The organism is Bacillus sp. 22446 (assembly GCF_052044955.1).
In the GTDB taxonomy this organism is placed as follows: domain Bacteria; phylum Bacillota; class Bacilli; order Bacillales; family Bacillaceae; genus Bacillus; species Bacillus altitudinis.
In genome coordinates, this window is the sequence record NZ_JBQEOD010000002.1 from 1 (window position 1) to 16,636 (window position 16,636).

Genomic DNA, 16,636 nt, shown 5'->3' on the forward strand with positions numbered 1-16,636 from the left:
CGTGCTGGTGCTCACGAATGTCAAATTCGCTCCGCGCCAGTACTCGTCCTTCCTAGACTGCAAAGGTTTTCTATCAAGCTGAAAAGAAGACAAAGGGCTAAAATAAAGTTCATTTTAGCCCTTTGTCAACAATCTGGAGCACATCACTTGCGATGTGCTTTTCTTTTTCTAAAAAAATGTAGATATGGGATCACATTTTTCTTTACAATGAGAAGAGGACAAAAATGAAAAGGGGTTCTGTGATTGGATATTGTATGGGGGTATGTACTCGTTTTTATATTGGCTGCTTTACCTTTCTTTGAAGTGGTTGGTGTCGTTCCGCTGGGGATTTTAAGTGGTCTGCATCCTGTGACAACGGCAGTTATTGGATTCGTCGGCAACTTTCTTACCGTCTTACTACTCATCGTCTTCGTGGACCGATTTAAAGCGTGGTGGCTGAAGAGGAAAGAGGAGAAACATGATGAAAAAGGAGAGAAAAAACAGCTGAAAGCCAGAAAGGTTTGGGAACGGTACGGTCTCCCTGGTCTGGCACTTATTGGTCCTTTTATTATTGGCAGTCATTTAGCGGCTTTTATGTGTATGAGCTTCGGTACGAAAAGAAAACAAGTCACTGTGTGGATGACGGTCAGTTTAATCATGTGGACCGCATTAGCTGCTAGTTTAACGGGTGCGGGGTTCCATTACTTTGCCCCAGATTCAAATGGGTTGTTCGGAGATATTTTTAGCAAGTAAGCAGGGGGGATAAAAAATAGCACATCAAACACGGATCGTGCTTGAAACAGAGCGTCTCAGACTGAGAACAATGGATGAAGACGATGCGCCTTTTTTATATGAAAAGCTGTTCCAAGATGCAGAGGTCATGAAGTATTATCCTTCACTAAAGGATGAAAAGCAGACAAAAGAGTGGATTGCTTGGAATCAAAAGAATGACCGCACATTTCATACATCCCTGTGGATCATTGAAGAAAAAGAAACGAAGGAACCACTTGGTCAAAGCGGAATTGTTCTCCAAAACGTCGAAGGACAAACAGAGCTTGAAATTGGCTATATGCTAAAGAGATCGGCATGGGGAAAAGGATATGCTGTTGAGGCTGCAAAAGGCTGTCTTGCGTATGGTTTTGACGAAATGAAGGTGAGGCGAATGGTCAGCTTAATTCGCCCTGACAATGAAGCGTCAGTCAAGGTCGCAATGAAAATGGGGATGAAAAAAGAAAAAACCATTTCAAAATGGGATCAAATGATTGATGTTTACAGTGTTACTCGTGACGGAAAAAGCGGCTCGCTTGAATCATAAGGAGAGCCGCTTTTTCTTTTATAGACGCTGTTCTAACTGAAGTAAATATTTCTTTCGTTCGATTCCCCCGCCATATCCGCCAAGTTCACCGCTTGTTTGAATGACTCGGTGACAAGGAATGATGACGGCCAACTGATTGGCACCATTTGCATTTCCAACTGCCCGAACCAAATGGGGATCGCCAAGCATGATGGCAAGATCTCGATACGATCTCGTTTCGCCTGGCGGAATCTGTAATAGAAGATCCCATACCCTTTTCTGAAAAGGGGTGCCATGTATAGCAAGTGGCACAGTAAACTGCGTGAGTTTCTTTTCAAAATATAAGGCCAATTCCTTTGCTAATTGCTGATGAACGTTTGTTTCTCCAACTAAAATACGGGCATGATGTTTTTTTCTGATGTTCTCAATTTCTCTTTCTAATCCTCGCCTGTCCATAAATTCCAGCAAATACACATGGGTTGCATCTGAAATGCTCATCATCCGCCCAATCGGAGTAGAAATAAAATTCGCATGCAAAATATTGACTTGCGCCTTTTTGGGTGGATTCCCCATGATTTTCGTAAAGGCATCATTGAAGGCACTGGAAGACTCGTAACCGAAGGTGACTTGCTGATCAATGACTTTTTTTCCGTTCAGAATCTCTTTAAACGCTAGCCCCATTCGGCGTGATCTAGCATATTGAACAAAGGTCATTCCATAGATTTCTTTGAATTTTCTCCGAGCTGTTGCAGAGTGAATCCCTAATTGGCGAAAATCTTCTTCTTTCCACCGTTTCTCAGGACTCTCTTCAACTGCTGATACAAGTGTTTTGACTTCTTCTGGAATGCTGTTAGGATATGTTAAAGGCGTGCATCGCTTACACGGCCGATACCCTGCAAGCAGCGCCTCCTCTGCTGTAAAGAAAAACTCGCAGTTCTCATATTTTGGTTTTCTAGCAGTGCACGTGGCATGGCAGAAGATGCCGGTTGTTTTAATACCAGCAAAAAACGTGCCGTCATATTGCGGATTTTTATCAACAAGTGCTTGATAAAATTCGTGTTTTTGTTCGTCGGTCATCATCATTTGATCCACCTCTTGTTTTATTATATCAGTGATGTGGTCGTTCCTCTTTCTATCATTTAGTATACTTCGCTTTCATCCACTTTCTTTCGAAAAATGAACAAGTATATTTGAAGGAAAAAAGCAAAGTGGTAGACCGGCATATCAGGGTGTGATACACTTTTTCATACAGAATCGGCTCTACGCTAGATCTGATTATCATGAATTGGTTTTCTAGGGTTCCGTGCGGGCAGCGCAGTCTGGACCGAGAGAAAACACATAGGGTCTAGACAATAGACCGTATGGACACGGAGGGATAAAAGCCCGGGAGATTTGATCAAACGATCGATTTCCGGGCTTTTTTTATTGCTTGGAATCGGTAAGAAAGGAAGAGATCGAATGAAATGGGGAAATGTTTTGATTGCAGCCGTATTTGAAGTCGGCTGGGTAATGGGGTTGAAATATGCTGGCTCTATATTGGAATGGAGCGCAACCATCGTTTGTATTGTCGTCAGCTTTTATTTACTCCTAAAAGCCACGACGGTACTTCCAGTTGGCACACTTTACGCCGTTTTCACCGGACTTGGAACAGCCGGTACGGTCATAGTAGGGATGGTCATGGGTGAGCCGGTACAGCTAGTAAAATTACTTTTGATCATGGTGCTTTTAAGCGGTGTATTAGGACTCAAATTGACCACAGGTGAAAAGAAAGGGGAGGCTGAATCGTGAGCTGGCTTTTACTCATTGGGGCAGGCATCTTAGAAATGCTTTGTGTCACCATGATGAATCAATTCCAGAAAGATCGCCATGTCAAATGGATTTTCTTCATAGCAGCTGGATTTTCGCTTTCCTTTCTGATGCTGTCTCTTGCGATGAATACAATTCCGATGGGAACGGCGTATGCGATTTGGACAGGAATCGGAGCAGCTGGAGGAGCGATTGTTGGGATGTTGTTTTATGGTGAGTCGAAAGACGCAAAACGTATTTTCTTTATCGCACTGATTTTATCGGCAGCGGTCGGGTTGAAAATCATTGAATAAGAAAAGGCTGGCAAACATGTGCCAGCCTTTTTGCTACATCGAATGATGATTGGAATCGTTTTCATTTTTGCGGTAAAGTTGACTCACAAGCAGAAAACATACACCAAATGTAAGTAAAGGAATGAGTCTTTCTCCGGTCATAAATAGATAAATGCCCGTGATTAGACATACGATGCCGAGCCAAAAGCTCACTTTACCAAACAAAGTCATGCTTTTCATCTCCATCACTCCTTTTGTGATAAAAGGTCTATTCATATTATATCACGCCAGGTGCAGAATTGAATGAATATTCAATAAAAAATACGCCACTTAATTGCTTTTTCTGTTTCCAGTCCAGTATAATATTTCATTAGAATGAAAAACGTAAATGAGGTCATAAGACATGAGAACATTGATTACAGAGAAACTTGAATTACACAGACAAAAGCATGAGCAAAAAGGAAGGCTTTTAGTCAGCTGCCCGGATCAGCCTGGTATTGTGTCAGCTGTTTCTACTTTTTTATTTGAACATGGAGCAAACATCATTGAATCTAGTCAATACACAACAGATCATGAGAGCGGCCGGTTCTTTTTAAGAATTGAATTTGATTGGAAAGACATTTCTGCCAACTTAGATCAATTGAAAAGCAGTTTTGAGCCAATTGCGCAATCATTTCACATGACATGGAGCATGTCGCGTGCAAGTGATCTAAAAAAGCTGGCAATCTTTGTGTCCAAAGAGCTTCATTGTTTACATGAACTTTTATGGGAATGGCAAAGCGGTAATTTAATGGCTGAAATAGCGGTTGTCATCAGCAATCATGAAACGGCAAAGGATACAGTCGAAGCACTCGGCATTCCATTCCACTTCGTGAAAGCAAATAAAGACATTCGCCAAGATGCAGAAAAACAACAGCTTGCCTTATTAGAAGAATATGATATTGATGCGGTTGTGCTTGCTAGATACATGCAAATTTTGACGCCAGCCTTTATCGAACAGCACCCGAACAAAATCATTAATATTCATCATTCCTTCCTGCCGGCTTTTATAGGGGCTAACCCTTACAAGCGTGCATATGAGCGAGGGGTTAAACTGATTGGTGCGACTTCTCATTACGTGACAAATGATTTAGACGAAGGGCCAATCATTGAACAGGATATTGAGCGGGTAGATCATAGAGATGATACAGAGGCATTAAAAAATATTGGCCGCACGATTGAGCGCAGCGTGCTTGCCCGAGCTGTCAAATGGCATCTGGAAGATCGAATCATTGTCCATGAGAATAAAACGATTGTGTTTAATTGACCGCTTGACTTTTCTGAAGCAATTGGTGATAATATAAAAAAATTAACGAGCGTTGAGAAGGAATAGTAAGCAGGACCTGCTGTGTAAAAGAGAGCAAATGACATGCTGAAACATTTGCCGCAGACAGCTGCTGAACCTACCCTTTGAGCCTTAGAGGAAAAATCTAAGCGCATGCCTGGCGTTACAGGAGTTGAGTGGAATAAGCAGACGTGTGCTTATTCAATGAAGGTGGTACCACGGAAAATCCCTTTTTCGTCCTTTACATAAGGAGAAAAAGGGATTTTTTATGTGGTGAAAGGTATAGCGGAGGGAATCAATGATGAAAAAGCAAAGGATCGTCATAAAAATTGGTAGCAGTTCATTAACAGAGCAAAAGGGAGCCATTGATGAACAAAAAATGCAGGATCATGTCAAAGCCATCGCAAAGCTAAAAGAGGCAGGCCATGAAATCATTCTCATTTCGTCAGGTGCCGTTGCGGCGGGATTTGGCAGTTTAGGATATCCGTCAAGACCTGTGACCTTAAAAGGGAAGCAGGCTGCTGCTGCTGTTGGTCAAGGCTTGTTAATGCAGAAATATACAGAACTATTTTCACAGTTTCAGATGACGCCTGCACAAATGCTTTTAACACGTAATGACTTTTCAGATCGTACAAGATATCGAAATGCTTACGCAACGATGATGGAACTGCTCGAAAGAAAAATTTTACCGATCATTAATGAAAATGATTCTGTGTCCATCGAGGAGCTTACCTTTGGTGATAATGACATGTTATCAGCACTGGTCAGTGGCTTAATTCATGCAGACCAATTGATCATTTTAACAGATATCAACGGAATTTATGATGCCAATCCAAGTGAGAATCCTGATGCGAAGCGGTTTGATGTGCTGACTCACATTTCAGATGAATTGTTCTCATATGCGAAGAGTACGGGTTCAAAGGTTGGAACAGGCGGGATGAAATCTAAGCTTTCAGCTGCACAAACAGCTCTCTCCCTTGGCGTTAAAGTCTTCATTGGCACAGGTACAGGGGAAGACAAGCTTCTTCACATTCTCGCTGGTCAAGGGGACGGCACATATATTGGTGAACAAGACTTATCATCAGTCAATAACCGTCGCCAATGGATTCAATTCCACTCACCAGTCTCTGGGAAGATCATGATTGATGCGGGGGCAGAGGCGGCGATTTTGCATAATGGAAGGAGTCTTCTTCCAGCTGGTGTCATTGATGTAGCTGGTGAATTTTCTAAAGGAGAGGTCGTCGAAGTCGTTGGTCCAAACGGGTTAGTCGGTAAAGGGCAAACATTGTATGATTCTGATGAGCTTCTTGGCATTAAAGGGATGCGAAGTCAGGAGCTTTCTTATGAAAAACCTGAAGTCATTCACCGAGATCACTGGGTTCAGCATGTACAAAACTGAGGAGGGAAAACGATGAATGAAGTTCTAAAAAAAGCAAAAAAGGCAAGCGCAGCCAAAGATCAGCTGCTATTAAAAACAACTGAACAAAAGAATGCTGCATTAGACGCTATTGCAAAAGCATTAAAAGCATCTTCAGCTTATTTAATTGCCGAAAACCAAAAAGATGTTCAGGCGGCTATAGACAAAGAGTTCACGCCATCTGTGATCGACAGAATTACATTAACAGAAGAGAGAATTGAAGCGATTGCAGACGCTACGAATCAACTCATTCAGCTCAAAGACCCAATTGGTGAAACATTAGAGACCATTCAAAAAGAAAACGGGCTTCTCATTGAAAAAGTACGTGTGCCTCTTGGAACGGTTGGGATGATTTACGAAGCAAGACCAAACGTGACAGTCGATGCGGCCACTCTTTGCTTGAAAACTGGAAATGCTGTGATTCTTCGAGGAAGTTCATCGGCCATTCATAGTAATAAAGCGATTGTGAAAGTCATTCACGAAGCGCTGCAACCAACGGATATTCCAGTAGACAGTGTACAATTGATTGAAGATACAGGCCGTGAGACGGCTAAAACCCTGTTCACTTTAAATGACTATCTAGATGTCCTTATTCCACGCGGCGGGAAACATTTAATTGATCTTGTTGTGAGAGAGTCTACTGTTCCAGTACTTGAGACGGGTGCAGGGAATTGTCATATTTACATTGATGAAACAGCCCAAAAAGAAATGGCTGAACAAATTGTTCTGAATGCGAAAACACAAAGACCATCTGTTTGTAATGCCATTGAGAGCATTGTCATTCATGAAACATGGGCAAAAGAACATGGCGCTTCGCTTTTTGAAGCACTTCAGACACATGGTGTAGAAATACGGGGCGATGAAGCAGTATGTGCACTTGCACCGAGTGCCACATTAGCTAAGGCCACTGATTTTGAAACGGAATTTTTAGCGCCGATTGTCAGTATTAAAACCGTAAAGACCATGGAAGAGGCGATACAGCATATTCAAATGTATAGCTCTAAGCATTCTGAAGCGATCATTACGGAAAACGAGCAGCATGCGGCACTTTTCTTAACAGCCGTTGATGCTGCCGCTGTGTATCATAATGCATCTACCCGGTTTACAGATGGCTTTGAATTTGGCTACGGAGCGGAAATCGGCATTAGCACACAAAAATTGCATGCTAGAGGACCAATGGGTCTGCCAGCCCTAACCTCTGAAAAATTTGTGATTCGTGGTCAAGGACAAATAAGAGAATAACCCATCCAAAAAGAGAGTCTTATCGCACAAGGCTCTCTTTTTCCTTTCATTTTTGTATTTCTTCGGTCAAGTATGATAAAATATGGTAATGTTTTATATTTTGAGAAGATTGGAGAAGGCAACGTATGGCGAAAATCATTCCCTCTTCGGATATTGGAGTGAAAATCAACAAGTGGTATGAATTAATCCGCAGATTTGATTCAGAACAAGCAGAACAGTTAAAGCAGGAAATTCGCACCTCTCTTGATTCAATGGAAGAAGATCAGAATTTGCTTCTCTATTTTTCTTTAATGGAATTCAGGCATGAGGTCATGCTCGATTATTTAAAGCCATTAAAGGAAGGAAAGCTTCGCGCCAACTTTTCCGAGCTTTCGAAAGAAATAGATGAGCATCAAACGCATGTCACAGGCATGCTTGAATATTACTATCATTTCTTCAGAGGCATGTATGAGTTCGGCCGGAGAGAGTACATTGCTGCCATATCGTCCTATCAAAAGGCAGAGCATAAGCTTTCTTTTGTATCCGACGATATTGAACGTGCAGAATTTCATTTTAAAATGTCAGAAATATATTATCACATGAAACAAACACACATTTCGATGCACCATGCCAAACTAGCGCTGGATGTCTATATTCAGCACGAACTATATGCGCTTCGTACCATTCAGTGTGAATTTATTGTAGCCGGTAATTATGATGATATGAGAAGGCATGAAAAGGCATTGCCACATCTCGAAAGAGCACTTGCAAGGTCAAGAGACTTTCAGAATGTGCGTTTTATTGCTTCTTCTTTGTTTAATATGGGCAACAGTTATTACAGAATGGGAGACTTGAACCGCGCACTCGACTTAATGAAAGAATCCATCTCATTATTTGATCAAAACCAATCTGATCATCTTCGTCGATCGATAGACCCTCTTTATACAGCCGCTCAGATCTTATACAAACAAGGTAAAAACGATGAAGCATTATATTACAGAGAAGAATGTATGAAACGAGCAGAAGCTCTGCAGGATGACATTCATATTCAGAAGACCATTTTTTTAGAAGCGTTGTACTTACGACAAGATGCAGAGCATATTAAACGAATTTTCCATTTTTTAGAATCTTCCTATGCATATCCAGATATAGAAGAGCTGGCTTTAGACACCGCAAAGTATTATAATGAAATGGAGGATTATGAAAAATCTTCCATGTTCTATGGGGAAGCGGAACATGCTCGTATCTATATTCAGAGAGGGGATTGTTTATATGAATTTTAAAAAATGGGCAGTCGTCTGTACAAGCATCACGATCTTGGCATTATGGATCACATCACCTAATGCCGACCCCGATAACAGAAACCATACGCTAGAAAAACCGAATCCGCAGCATATCACGATCTAAAAAGCCCTTTTTAAAGGGCTTTTTTTATTGACCGCTTCAATCATCGTAGGTTGCACATTCATAAAAATAAAAAATGGAGGAAAGATGAAAGTGAGTGTTTTTCATTGACTCTTGAATTTATATTGTGTACAATTCAATTGTAGAAAATATTAATAGAGCGAAAGAGGGTTATATTCATGTCAGAAGTTTTATTTACTGCAACGGTATCAGCTGTAGGAGGAAGAGAAGGTAAGGTTGTGTCAACAGATGGCGTACTAGAGCATGATGTAGCAATGCCAGGAACGCCAAGAGCGAAAAAGCTTGAGAAAGCAACGAATCCAGAGCAATTATTCGCAGCGGGCTATTCTGCATGTTTTGATTCAGCTCTTCAAATGGTCGCAAGACAAGAGCGTATCCGTTTTGAAAGTGAAGTAACGGCACATGTAAGCTTAATCAAAGACAGTTCAGACGGCGGTTTTAAACTAGGTGTCAAATTAGAAGTAAAAGGAACTGGAATTGAGCAATCTGCACTTGATGAACTTGTTCATAAAGCACACGGCGTTTGCCCATACTCAAAAGCAACGCAAGGAAACATTGAAGTAGAATTAGTAGCTGTCGCTGAATAATAGACATCAAAAAAAGGCTGAGGGAATATTCCCTCAGCCTTTTGATTGTGTTAATTTTTGCAGAAGCTCATGTAAAGAAGCGCGAAGTGTTTTCAGCTCTTCTTCTGATCTGCCTGTTCCAGACAGCATTTGAAATGGAATCGAAGTGGCCTTCTCTTGTAAAGCTTCTCCGTATTCTGTTAAACGAATTTGGACCGAACGCTCATCCTCTTTCGAACGTTCGCGGATGATGAGTCCATTTTGTTCCATTCGTTTTAGCATAGGTGTGAGTGTACCGGAGTCTAAATATAAAAGCTCTCCCATTGTTTTCACATTTAATGTCCCATGCTCCCATAACAAAAGCAGTGCCAAATATTGCGGGTATGTGATATTTAACTCTTCTAATAATGGTTTATACTGCTTCGTCATTTCTCTTGAACTTGCATATAACAAGAAACAAAGCTGATTTTCCAGCTTCATATGTTCAAATTCATTTGTCATATCTGTCACCAACTATTTTTTGTCATACTTATCATTGTATAAGATTTTCTTCCTTTTTAAAATAAATACAGACTAAAAATGAAAAATTCTTCAATGTGCCATAAATGTTTGAGCAACGAATAGAACGTGAAAGGTATAAGTAGAAGAAGGAGGAGATCAAGATGAAACCATTATTTACTGCAAAAGTAAAAGCACAGCACGGAAGAGCAGGACATGTTCGTTCTGATGATGGTGTGCTTGACCACAACATTGTGATGCCAAACGCAAAGAAAGATGGAGAAACTGGTACGAATCCTGAGCAATTATTTGCAGCGGGTTATGCGGCCTGCTTCGGAGGGGCGCTTGAACAAGTCGCCAAGAAGCAAGGTGTCGAAATTGAATCAGAAGTAGAAGGACATGTCAGTCTATTAAAAGATGAAAGTGATGGCGGCTTTAAACTTGGCGTGAAGCTGATTGTTTCCGCTAAAGGGCTTGACCATGACAAAGCGAAAGAGCTTGTTGAGGATGCACATGAATTCTGTCCATATTCAAAAGCAACAAGAGGAAACATCGAAGTAGAGCTTGAAGTGGCGGAATCATGAAAAGAAAAAAGGGCTAAAATTTAGCCCTTTCTCAACAATCTACTGACACCTGCTGTGGAGCAGGTGTCTTTTTTTAATATTCTTTCTTTTTGTCGTATGTGTCCCATGCTTCAAATGGAGCAAGGGTTTTTTGAAGGGTCAGCTGGTAAAATGGAATGTTTCTTGATTCGTATTCTTTGTTGATTTCTTCATAAATAAAGGAGTCATCAAAACCAGAAGTCGCTGCATCCTTGTGTCCAGCGGCAAAATATACGGCCTTTGGTCTAGCCCAATAGATAGCACCAAGACACATTGGACAAGGCTCACAGCTTGTATACAAAATACAGTCTTCTAATTGGTATGTATGTAGTGTTTGGCACGCCTTTCGAATGGCTGTCACTTCTGCATGTGCGGTTGGATCATTACTCGTTGTGACATTGTTGCTTCCCTCTGCAATAATCTGACCGTCTTTGACAATGACCGCTCCAAAAGGGCCGCCTGTGCCACTATTTACTCCTTCTACTGCAAGATCAATTGCGCGTTGTAAAAAAGCTTCGTGATTCATTGTCTTCCTCCCTTTGTTCGACTGACTTCTCTAGTATAAACGAATCATGATAGAAAAGGAATCATTGTAGGAGGAGATCGAACAGGACAATTTACGGATAAAAAACCCCTGCCAAATGTTCAGCAGGGGAAGAGTAAGTCCATTATGCGTGCTGCGCTAGCTTTTTACGAGCGACTTCAGCAGCTGTCACCATGTTTTTCAAAGCAGCAATGGTTTCAGGTTCTTGTCTTGTTTTCAGTCCACAGTCAGGGTTGACCCAGAAGCGATCTGTCGGACATACGTTCAGTGCATCATCAATGATTTTACTCATTTCTTCAACAGATGGAACGCGCGGGCTGTGAATGTCATACACCCCAAGTCCAAGGCCTTTCAAATACGGGTGTTTTTCTAAATAATCGAGGAACCCGCCATGACTGCGTGAATGTTCAATCGTAATCACGTCTGCATCAAGGTCTTCAATCGTATCAACAATATCCTCGAAGTTGCTGTAGCACATATGTGTATGAATTTGCGTTTCATTTTGAACAGACGATGTCGATAGACGGAATGACTCTGCTGCCCAGTTTAAGTATGCTGCCCAATCACTCTCTTTTAAAGGAAGACCTTCTCTTAGCGCAGGTTCATCCACTTGAATCACTTGAATACCCGCTGCTTCTAACGCTTCTACCTCTTTACGTAAAGCAAAAGCGATTTGGAAGGCAATGTCTTTACGAGAGATATCTGTTCTTGGGAAAGACCAGTTTAAGATCGTGACAGGCCCTGTCAGCATTCCTTTGACTTTTTTCTCCGTTAAGCTTTGAGCGTAAACCGTTTCTTTCACTGTCATTGGCTCTGTAAATTCTACATCTCCATAAATGATCGGCGGCTTCACGCAGCGTGATCCATAAGATTGAACCCAAGCGAATTTTGTAAAGGCAAATCCAGCGAGTTTTTCACCGAAGTATTCAACCATGTCTGTACGTTCAAATTCTCCATGAACGAGTACATCTAGGCCAATCTCTTCTTGAATATCAATCCATCTTTTTGTTTCTTTTTTAATAAATTCATCATACTCAGCATCTGTCCACTCATTTTTGCGCCATTTTTGACGAGCACTGCGCACCTCAGCTGACTGAGGGAAGCTTCCGATTGTTGTGGTTGGAAGAAGCGGCAGTTCAAGAGATTCATTTTGAATGCGTAGTCGTTCTTCAAAAGCAACTGGACGTTTAAAATCTTTTGATGAAAGATTGTTGCGCTCTGCTGTCAGGTCCGCATTCGTTCCTTTCGCGAATTCTTTTAACGTCAGAAGTGCTTCATTTGCTGCATGGATGTCTGCATCAATGGCAGCCGCTCCTTTTGATAAGCCTTCTTTTAATAGCGTTAATTCAGCCAGTTTTTCAGTGGCATAAGAAAGTCCGTTTAATAGTTTTTCTTCAAGCTGTTCGCTCGGATGTTTTGCAACTGGGACATGTAGCAGGCTGCTTGAAGGCTGCAGCCATACTTCTTTCGGCTGCACGTCAGCAATCACTTCAGAAACAAACGATAATCTTTCTCCTAGATCTGATCTCCAAATATTTCTGCCGTCGATGATACCGGCTGCTAAAATTTTATCTTTTGGGAAGCCGTGTTTTTTCAATTGTTCAAGGTTTCGTCCTTGATCATGGACAAAATCAAGACCTATGGCTTCAACAGGATACGTGACAAGCTCTTCATAGGCATCTACTGAGTCAAAGTATGTTTGAAGGAGAACGTTTAAGGCAGGTACAGCTTCTTTAATCGTTTGATAGATGGCTTTTACTGCTTTCACGTCTTCACTTGAAGCTGTGACTAAAGCAGGCTCATCAATTTGAACCCATTTTACACCGGCTTCTTCAAGCTCTTTTAACAACTGAGTATAAAGCGGCACTAGGCGTTGCTGAATCTCTTTCACTTCATTGGCTTCATAGCCTTTAGAAAGAGAAACAAATGTATAAAGACCAAGAACGACAGGTTTTGTTTCAACACCAAACGCTTTTTTCACCTTTTCGTAGGCTTCAAGCGGTTTGTTATGTGTGAGTTTGAATTCTGTGCTTTTTTCGTATTCTGGAACGATGTAGTGATAGTTTGTATTAAACCATTTTGTCATTTCACTTGAGACAGCATCTTTTGTTCCTCTTGCCATCGCAAAGTATGTATCTAGCGGGTCTTTCAAGCTGCGGAAGCGCTCTGGAATCCAATTGAACATAACGGCAGTATCCAGCACGTGATCGTAGAAGGTGAAGTCGCCAGAAGGAACAACGTCAATTTGTTGATCAATTTGAGTTTTAATAGCGGCTAAAAATTGTTCATCGAGTGTGCTTAAGAGGGTTTCTCGGTCAGTTTGACCTTTCCAATAAGACTCAAGTGCTTTTTTCCATTCTCTGTTTAAACCAATTCGCGGAAAACCTAGATTACTTGTTTTAACAATTGTCAATTCCAATTCCTCCTCTAAATATAAAAAGACACTCACACTCATGGTCAAGATTGATGAGGGCAAATGTCTGGTTTAAAAAGACAAAATGTGTGTGCGAAAGAAGGCGTAAGTATCAATGACGAACGCTTTTCCGACATCTCCTATCAACCGTAGGGGGTTTGATGTGATAGAGCGGCTGGTATCCTGGCTAGTGAATCTGCAAGCTTTTCATCCTTCCCATCTTCACGACAGTGGATGATTAACGAAAAGCTCTCCTCACTTACAGTGGCGGGACCGCGCCGGATTTTCACCGGTCTTCCCAATTAAAATTCGACGTGTGATCGAATTACCGACTCTCAAACTATGAATTTATTGTGTTCGATTATATAACGTTCACTTCATTTCGTCAAAGTAAATTTTGAATAATTTTAATTAAAAAAATCCTGAGAAAATTCTATCTTTTCTCAGGACCTAACATGTACCTATAGAGACAAAAGTTCTGCTTCTAATGTTTTCTCAAGAAGCACATCTGGTGCAGTTAAATATAAAAACCCGTTTCCTACAAGGGTTTTCGATTGTTTTAGCGGAAGGGTTCTTCGTACGAGCTGAGCATATACCTCAGGTTCTGTCAGCTTACGCTGGAACGCTTCTTCTTCGGCATTTTTAATAATGGCGAGTGCACCGCTCACATGAGGGGCAGCCATGGAAGTGCCTGTTAGTCTTCCGTATTTATGGTTAGGGAGAGTGGACAAAATGTCTTCACCTGGAGCGACGAGGTCGATTTCTTTATTCGCATTGGAGAATTCAGAGGATTCTCTTGCAAGAGAGACAGAGCCGACGGCAATGACCTCGTTGTATGCAGCTGGGTAGGAGAACTCTTCAGTACGCTCGTCTCCGTCACCTTCATTTCCTGCTGCGCAGACAACAAGCACACCGCTGCTTACCGCATGTTGGATGGCCTTTTGCAGTTCTGGTTCATTGCTTGGCCCACCGAGAGACATGGAAATGATATCAACTTTCTGTTCAACCGCATAGTTAATGCCATTGATAATCCATTCGTATTTCCCGCTGCCATTTTTCCCTCCAAGAACTTTCACGATCAACAGCTTGGCTTCAGGGGCAACACCTAAAATGCCGCCATTTTGATCCGTTGCTGCAATCGTTCCTGAGACATGGGTACCATGCCCGTTGTAGTCTTTTACATTCTCAGCATCGCCATTGTCATCATCGGTAAAGTTTTTTCCTCCGATAATCTGATCTTTTAAATCGGGATGCTCCGTGTCGCAACCTGTATCAAGGACAGCAATGGTTATGCCTTTTCCTTTGAAGCCACTTGACCAAAGTTCGGGTGCTTTAATCTCCTGAATACTTTCCGGCGTCTCTTTCGCTTCCATCACATTGGCTTTTACTTCATACGGAATTAAGCGAATTTCACCTTTCATAAGAAAGCCCTCCTTATTTTGTTTTCAAAGTAGATTCAGGTTGCGTAATGTTATTGTATAAAACAAATGTTTGATCGGAAAGGGTCAATTGTAATAATTTTTCAAATAATCAAATAATTATTTATTGTGCAGTTCTCCTCATATCTTGCCGAAAGAAGTCACCTTTTGAGGAAAACTCTTAGTATCATATGAAAAAGAATGAAATGTTGCATAGTGAGCTTGCACCTGTACAGATGAAAATGGGTGAAAAGAACTAAAAAAGGCAGATCGAAAAAACAATCATATAAAGAGATAGAGGATGACAGAAAAGAAAAAGGTACATGCCATGTGCAGATAATTGTTTTTTCATTATAATGATCGAAAGAATATAGAATGTAAAAAGTATTTGACATTTTTTAAGCGGATGATATGATTGAAATGTAAAAAGTATTTGACATTTTGATTGGAGGGGACTAACCGTTGGATGTTGTCAAAGATGTGTATTCAGTCATCTTATTAGTGGTCGGACTGTTCATTTTTATCGCGCCCACGATTCAAAAGGGTGATGAAAGAAAGAGATTTATCTACTCAAAAGCTCAATCGTATGCATTTATGGTGGTCATTGGTATGCTTTTATTAGAAGTCGCTGAGTCTATATTTTTAACGACCCAAGGGAACAATTCTGATAAGGGGTTTGGGATTTCTCCCATCATGTTCCTAACTGTGATTTCGGTCATATATTTAGTTACATTACTCATATACAGAAAAAAATATGGTGATTAAATTGCAAAATCATATAAGAGAACTAAGGAAATCCATTAAATTATCCCAAGAAGAACTTGCTAAACGGTGTAAGGTCTCGAGACAAACCATCAATGCCATTGAGAACGATAAGTACGACCCTACTTTACAATTAGCCTTTGACATCGCCTCTGTTTTGAATACGACTGTAGATGAGCTTTTTGTCAGTCAACCTAAAAAGAAGTAAGGGACCAGCCTCAGAAAAGAGGCTTTTTTTGTTGATTTGTGTAATGTGAAAGGATCAGCTGAAAATAAAAATCAACCATATTACATAACAATTCCTCATTCATGAAAAATAGAATATGAAGATTGTGACTGTTCCAATGGAGAAAGGCAACATATAATAATGGAAAGACAAGCTTGCCTTTCAGATAGGAGAGATAGAGATGAACAAAGGGAAGATACTCGTGGTAGAAGATGAAAAGAAAATTGCAAGAGTGCTGTCATTAGAACTTGAATATGAAGGATATGAGGTCACAGTCCAAGATACAGGGATGAAAGGACTCCAGGCGCTCGAAGAGGAGAGTTTTGATTTAGTGCTTCTAGATGTCATGCTTCCAGAATTAAGCGGACTTGAAGTGCTTAGAAGGGTTCGAAAGACAAATACGGCAACACCGATCATTTTGATTACCGCAAGAGGAAGTGTTCCCGATAAGGTCAGCGGTCTTGATCTTGGGGCAAACGATTATATTACAAAACCCTTTGACATAGAAGAATTATTAGCGCGAATTCGTGCACAGCTGAGGTTCAATCACAATGCGCAAGAGGAAAAGGAAATTGAGCTAAGTATTGCAGATTTAACGGTGAATGAGAAAACAAGAGAAATTCAAAGAGACGATCAGACGCTTGAGCTGACACCGAGAGAATATGACTTGCTTGTTCATTTATTGAAACATCAGCAGCAAGTGCTCACAAGAGATCAGCTTTTAACAGCTGTTTGGGGTTTTGATTATTTTGGTGACACGAACGTGGTTGATGTCTATATTCGCTATTTAAGGAAAAAAATCGATTACCCGTTTGAAAAACAATTGATTCACACAGTGAGAGGTGTGGGTTATGTGATGAAAGGATAAA

The 16,636-nt window shown here is 41.0% G+C and carries 20 protein-coding genes, 2 riboswitches and 1 other annotated feature; of the genes, 14 read left to right on the plus strand and 6 right to left on the minus strand.

Annotation, left to right across the window (positions count from 1 at the left end; genetic code table 11):
• Positions 1 to 243: 243 nt before the first annotated feature.
• On the plus strand, positions 244 to 732 hold the full coding sequence (locus tag ACTJJD_RS04230) for a small multi-drug export protein (RefSeq protein ID WP_007498817.1): 489 nt from the start codon (positions 244 to 246) through the stop codon (positions 730 to 732).
• Positions 733 to 748: 16 nt separating this feature from the next.
• Entirely contained in the window at positions 749 to 1,294 is a 546-nt protein-coding gene (locus ACTJJD_RS04235) for a GNAT family N-acetyltransferase (protein WP_017359129.1), read from the plus strand.
• A gap of 18 nt (positions 1,295 to 1,312) precedes the next feature.
• Here ACTJJD_RS04235 and ACTJJD_RS04240 read toward each other — a convergent pair whose 3' ends face one another.
• The gene (locus ACTJJD_RS04240) at positions 1,313 to 2,356 is read right to left on the minus strand and encodes a bifunctional transcriptional activator/DNA repair enzyme AdaA (protein ID WP_017359128.1); all 1,044 of its coding nucleotides are present in this window, start codon (positions 2,354 to 2,356) and stop codon (positions 1,313 to 1,315) included.
• 199 nt (positions 2,357 to 2,555) lie between these two features.
• A riboswitch (guanidine-I (ykkC/yxkD leader) is annotated at positions 2,556 to 2,665 on the plus strand.
• Positions 2,666 to 2,731: 66 nt separating this feature from the next.
• Here ACTJJD_RS04240 and ACTJJD_RS04245 point away from each other — a divergent pair.
• Positions 2,732 to 3,061 carry a DMT family transporter gene (locus tag ACTJJD_RS04245; protein ID WP_024719620.1) on the plus strand — a complete coding sequence of 110 codons (330 nt, stop codon included), beginning with the start codon at positions 2,732 to 2,734 and terminating at the stop codon, positions 3,059 to 3,061.
• A complete protein-coding gene (locus ACTJJD_RS04250) occupies positions 3,058 to 3,372 on the plus strand; it encodes a DMT family transporter (RefSeq protein ID WP_017367096.1) in 315 nt (104 codons plus the stop codon). The genes ACTJJD_RS04245 and ACTJJD_RS04250 overlap by 4 nt, the downstream gene beginning before the upstream one ends.
• 33 nt (positions 3,373 to 3,405) lie before the next feature.
• Here the strand turns inward: ACTJJD_RS04250 and ACTJJD_RS04255 are convergent, their stop codons facing one another.
• Positions 3,406 to 3,591, minus strand: coding sequence for a hypothetical protein (locus tag ACTJJD_RS04255; RefSeq protein WP_024719622.1), 186 nt, complete (start codon positions 3,589 to 3,591; stop codon positions 3,406 to 3,408).
• 163 nt (positions 3,592 to 3,754) lie between these two features.
• Between ACTJJD_RS04255 and purU the strand changes: the two genes are divergently transcribed.
• From purU to ACTJJD_RS04285, 6 genes are all read left to right on the plus strand, one after another.
• The gene (gene purU / locus ACTJJD_RS04260) at positions 3,755 to 4,657 is read left to right on the plus strand and encodes a formyltetrahydrofolate deformylase (protein WP_138825629.1); all 903 of its coding nucleotides are present in this window, start codon (positions 3,755 to 3,757) and stop codon (positions 4,655 to 4,657) included.
• 43 nt (positions 4,658 to 4,700) lie between these two features.
• Positions 4,701 to 4,920, plus strand: a binding site (T-box leader).
• A gap of 56 nt (positions 4,921 to 4,976) precedes the next feature.
• Positions 4,977 to 6,074, plus strand: coding sequence for a glutamate 5-kinase (gene proB, locus ACTJJD_RS04265; RefSeq protein ID WP_025207224.1), 1,098 nt, complete (start codon positions 4,977 to 4,979; stop codon positions 6,072 to 6,074).
• Between the two features lie 12 nt (positions 6,075 to 6,086).
• A complete protein-coding gene (locus ACTJJD_RS04270; RefSeq protein WP_440608138.1) occupies positions 6,087 to 7,334 on the plus strand; it encodes a glutamate-5-semialdehyde dehydrogenase in 1,248 nt (415 codons plus the stop codon).
• A gap of 125 nt (positions 7,335 to 7,459) precedes the next feature.
• The gene (locus ACTJJD_RS04275; protein WP_024719625.1) at positions 7,460 to 8,596 is read left to right on the plus strand and encodes a Rap family tetratricopeptide repeat protein; all 1,137 of its coding nucleotides are present in this window, start codon (positions 7,460 to 7,462) and stop codon (positions 8,594 to 8,596) included.
• Complete coding sequence (locus ACTJJD_RS04280) at positions 8,586 to 8,720, plus strand: hypothetical protein (protein WP_008346190.1); 135 nt, start codon at positions 8,586 to 8,588, stop codon at positions 8,718 to 8,720. The genes ACTJJD_RS04275 and ACTJJD_RS04280 overlap by 11 nt, the downstream gene beginning before the upstream one ends.
• Before the next feature lie 176 nt (positions 8,721 to 8,896).
• Positions 8,897 to 9,325 (plus strand): organic hydroperoxide resistance protein, encoded by a 429-nt coding sequence (locus ACTJJD_RS04285; protein ID WP_440608139.1) that lies wholly within the window; start codon positions 8,897 to 8,899, stop codon positions 9,323 to 9,325.
• 33 nt (positions 9,326 to 9,358) lie between these two features.
• Here the strand turns inward: ACTJJD_RS04285 and ACTJJD_RS04290 are convergent, their stop codons facing one another.
• Positions 9,359 to 9,805 (minus strand): MarR family winged helix-turn-helix transcriptional regulator, encoded by a 447-nt coding sequence (locus tag ACTJJD_RS04290; RefSeq protein WP_008346188.1) that lies wholly within the window; start codon positions 9,803 to 9,805, stop codon positions 9,359 to 9,361.
• Between the two features lie 161 nt (positions 9,806 to 9,966).
• On the opposite strand from ACTJJD_RS04290, the gene ACTJJD_RS04295 reads away from it, so the two are divergent.
• Positions 9,967 to 10,386 carry an organic hydroperoxide resistance protein gene (locus ACTJJD_RS04295; protein ID WP_284565014.1) on the plus strand — a complete coding sequence of 140 codons (420 nt, stop codon included), beginning with the start codon at positions 9,967 to 9,969 and terminating at the stop codon, positions 10,384 to 10,386.
• Positions 10,387 to 10,459: 73 nt separating this feature from the next.
• Here the strand turns inward: ACTJJD_RS04295 and ACTJJD_RS04300 are convergent, their stop codons facing one another.
• From ACTJJD_RS04300 to ACTJJD_RS04310, 3 genes are all read right to left on the minus strand, one after another.
• Positions 10,460 to 10,930, minus strand: a complete 471-nt coding sequence (locus ACTJJD_RS04300) for a nucleoside deaminase (protein ID WP_008346184.1) — start codon at positions 10,928 to 10,930, stop codon at positions 10,460 to 10,462.
• Positions 10,931 to 11,072: 142 nt separating this feature from the next.
• On the minus strand, positions 11,073 to 13,361 hold the full coding sequence (gene metE / locus ACTJJD_RS04305; protein ID WP_039170288.1) for a 5-methyltetrahydropteroyltriglutamate--homocysteine S-methyltransferase: 2,289 nt from the start codon (positions 13,359 to 13,361) through the stop codon (positions 11,073 to 11,075).
• A gap of 156 nt (positions 13,362 to 13,517) precedes the next feature.
• A riboswitch (cobalamin riboswitch) is annotated at positions 13,518 to 13,710 on the minus strand.
• A 112-nt stretch (positions 13,711 to 13,822) separates the two neighbouring features.
• Positions 13,823 to 14,782, minus strand: a complete 960-nt coding sequence (locus tag ACTJJD_RS04310) for a S8 family peptidase (protein ID WP_007498796.1) — start codon at positions 14,780 to 14,782, stop codon at positions 13,823 to 13,825.
• Positions 14,783 to 15,241: 459 nt separating this feature from the next.
• Here ACTJJD_RS04310 and ACTJJD_RS04315 point away from each other — a divergent pair, with 459 nt between their 5' ends.
• From ACTJJD_RS04315 to ACTJJD_RS04325, 3 genes are all read left to right on the plus strand, one after another.
• Positions 15,242 to 15,544 carry a hypothetical protein gene (locus tag ACTJJD_RS04315; protein ID WP_440608140.1) on the plus strand — a complete coding sequence of 101 codons (303 nt, stop codon included), beginning with the start codon at positions 15,242 to 15,244 and terminating at the stop codon, positions 15,542 to 15,544.
• A gap of 1 nt (position 15,545) precedes the next feature.
• Positions 15,546 to 15,749 (plus strand): helix-turn-helix transcriptional regulator, encoded by a 204-nt coding sequence (locus ACTJJD_RS04320; RefSeq protein ID WP_008346178.1) that lies wholly within the window; start codon positions 15,546 to 15,548, stop codon positions 15,747 to 15,749.
• Positions 15,750 to 15,948: 199 nt separating this feature from the next.
• Positions 15,949 to 16,635, plus strand: coding sequence for a response regulator transcription factor (locus ACTJJD_RS04325; RefSeq protein ID WP_440608141.1), 687 nt, complete (start codon positions 15,949 to 15,951; stop codon positions 16,633 to 16,635).
• Position 16,636 lies beyond the last annotated feature (1 nt).

Coding starts and splice junctions, on each gene's coding strand:
- ACTJJD_RS04245 (WP_024719620.1), top strand. CDS start 2,732: ATGAAATGGGGAAATGTTTTGATTGCAGCCGTATTTGAAGTCGGCTGG.
- ACTJJD_RS04325 (WP_440608141.1), top strand. CDS start 15,949: ATGAACAAAGGGAAGATACTCGTGGTAGAAGATGAAAAGAAAATTGCA.
- ACTJJD_RS04300 (WP_008346184.1), bottom strand. CDS start 10,930: ATGAATCACGAAGCTTTTTTACAACGCGCAATTGATCTTGCAGTAGAA.
- ACTJJD_RS04270 (WP_440608138.1), top strand. CDS start 6,087: ATGAATGAAGTTCTAAAAAAAGCAAAAAAGGCAAGCGCAGCCAAAGAT.
- ACTJJD_RS04285 (WP_440608139.1), top strand. CDS start 8,897: ATGTCAGAAGTTTTATTTACTGCAACGGTATCAGCTGTAGGAGGAAGA.
- ACTJJD_RS04310 (WP_007498796.1), bottom strand. CDS start 14,782: ATGAAAGGTGAAATTCGCTTAATTCCGTATGAAGTAAAAGCCAATGTG.
- ACTJJD_RS04240 (WP_017359128.1), bottom strand. CDS start 2,356: ATGATGATGACCGACGAACAAAAACACGAATTTTATCAAGCACTTGTT.
- proB (WP_025207224.1), top strand. CDS start 4,977: ATGAAAAAGCAAAGGATCGTCATAAAAATTGGTAGCAGTTCATTAACA.
- ACTJJD_RS04295 (WP_284565014.1), top strand. CDS start 9,967: ATGAAACCATTATTTACTGCAAAAGTAAAAGCACAGCACGGAAGAGCA.
- ACTJJD_RS04255 (WP_024719622.1), bottom strand. CDS start 3,591: ATGAAAAGCATGACTTTGTTTGGTAAAGTGAGCTTTTGGCTCGGCATC.
- ACTJJD_RS04275 (WP_024719625.1), top strand. CDS start 7,460: ATGGCGAAAATCATTCCCTCTTCGGATATTGGAGTGAAAATCAACAAG.
- ACTJJD_RS04280 (WP_008346190.1), top strand. CDS start 8,586: ATGAATTTTAAAAAATGGGCAGTCGTCTGTACAAGCATCACGATCTTG.
- ACTJJD_RS04290 (WP_008346188.1), bottom strand. CDS start 9,805: ATGACAAATGAATTTGAACATATGAAGCTGGAAAATCAGCTTTGTTTC.
- purU (WP_138825629.1), top strand. CDS start 3,755: ATGAGAACATTGATTACAGAGAAACTTGAATTACACAGACAAAAGCAT.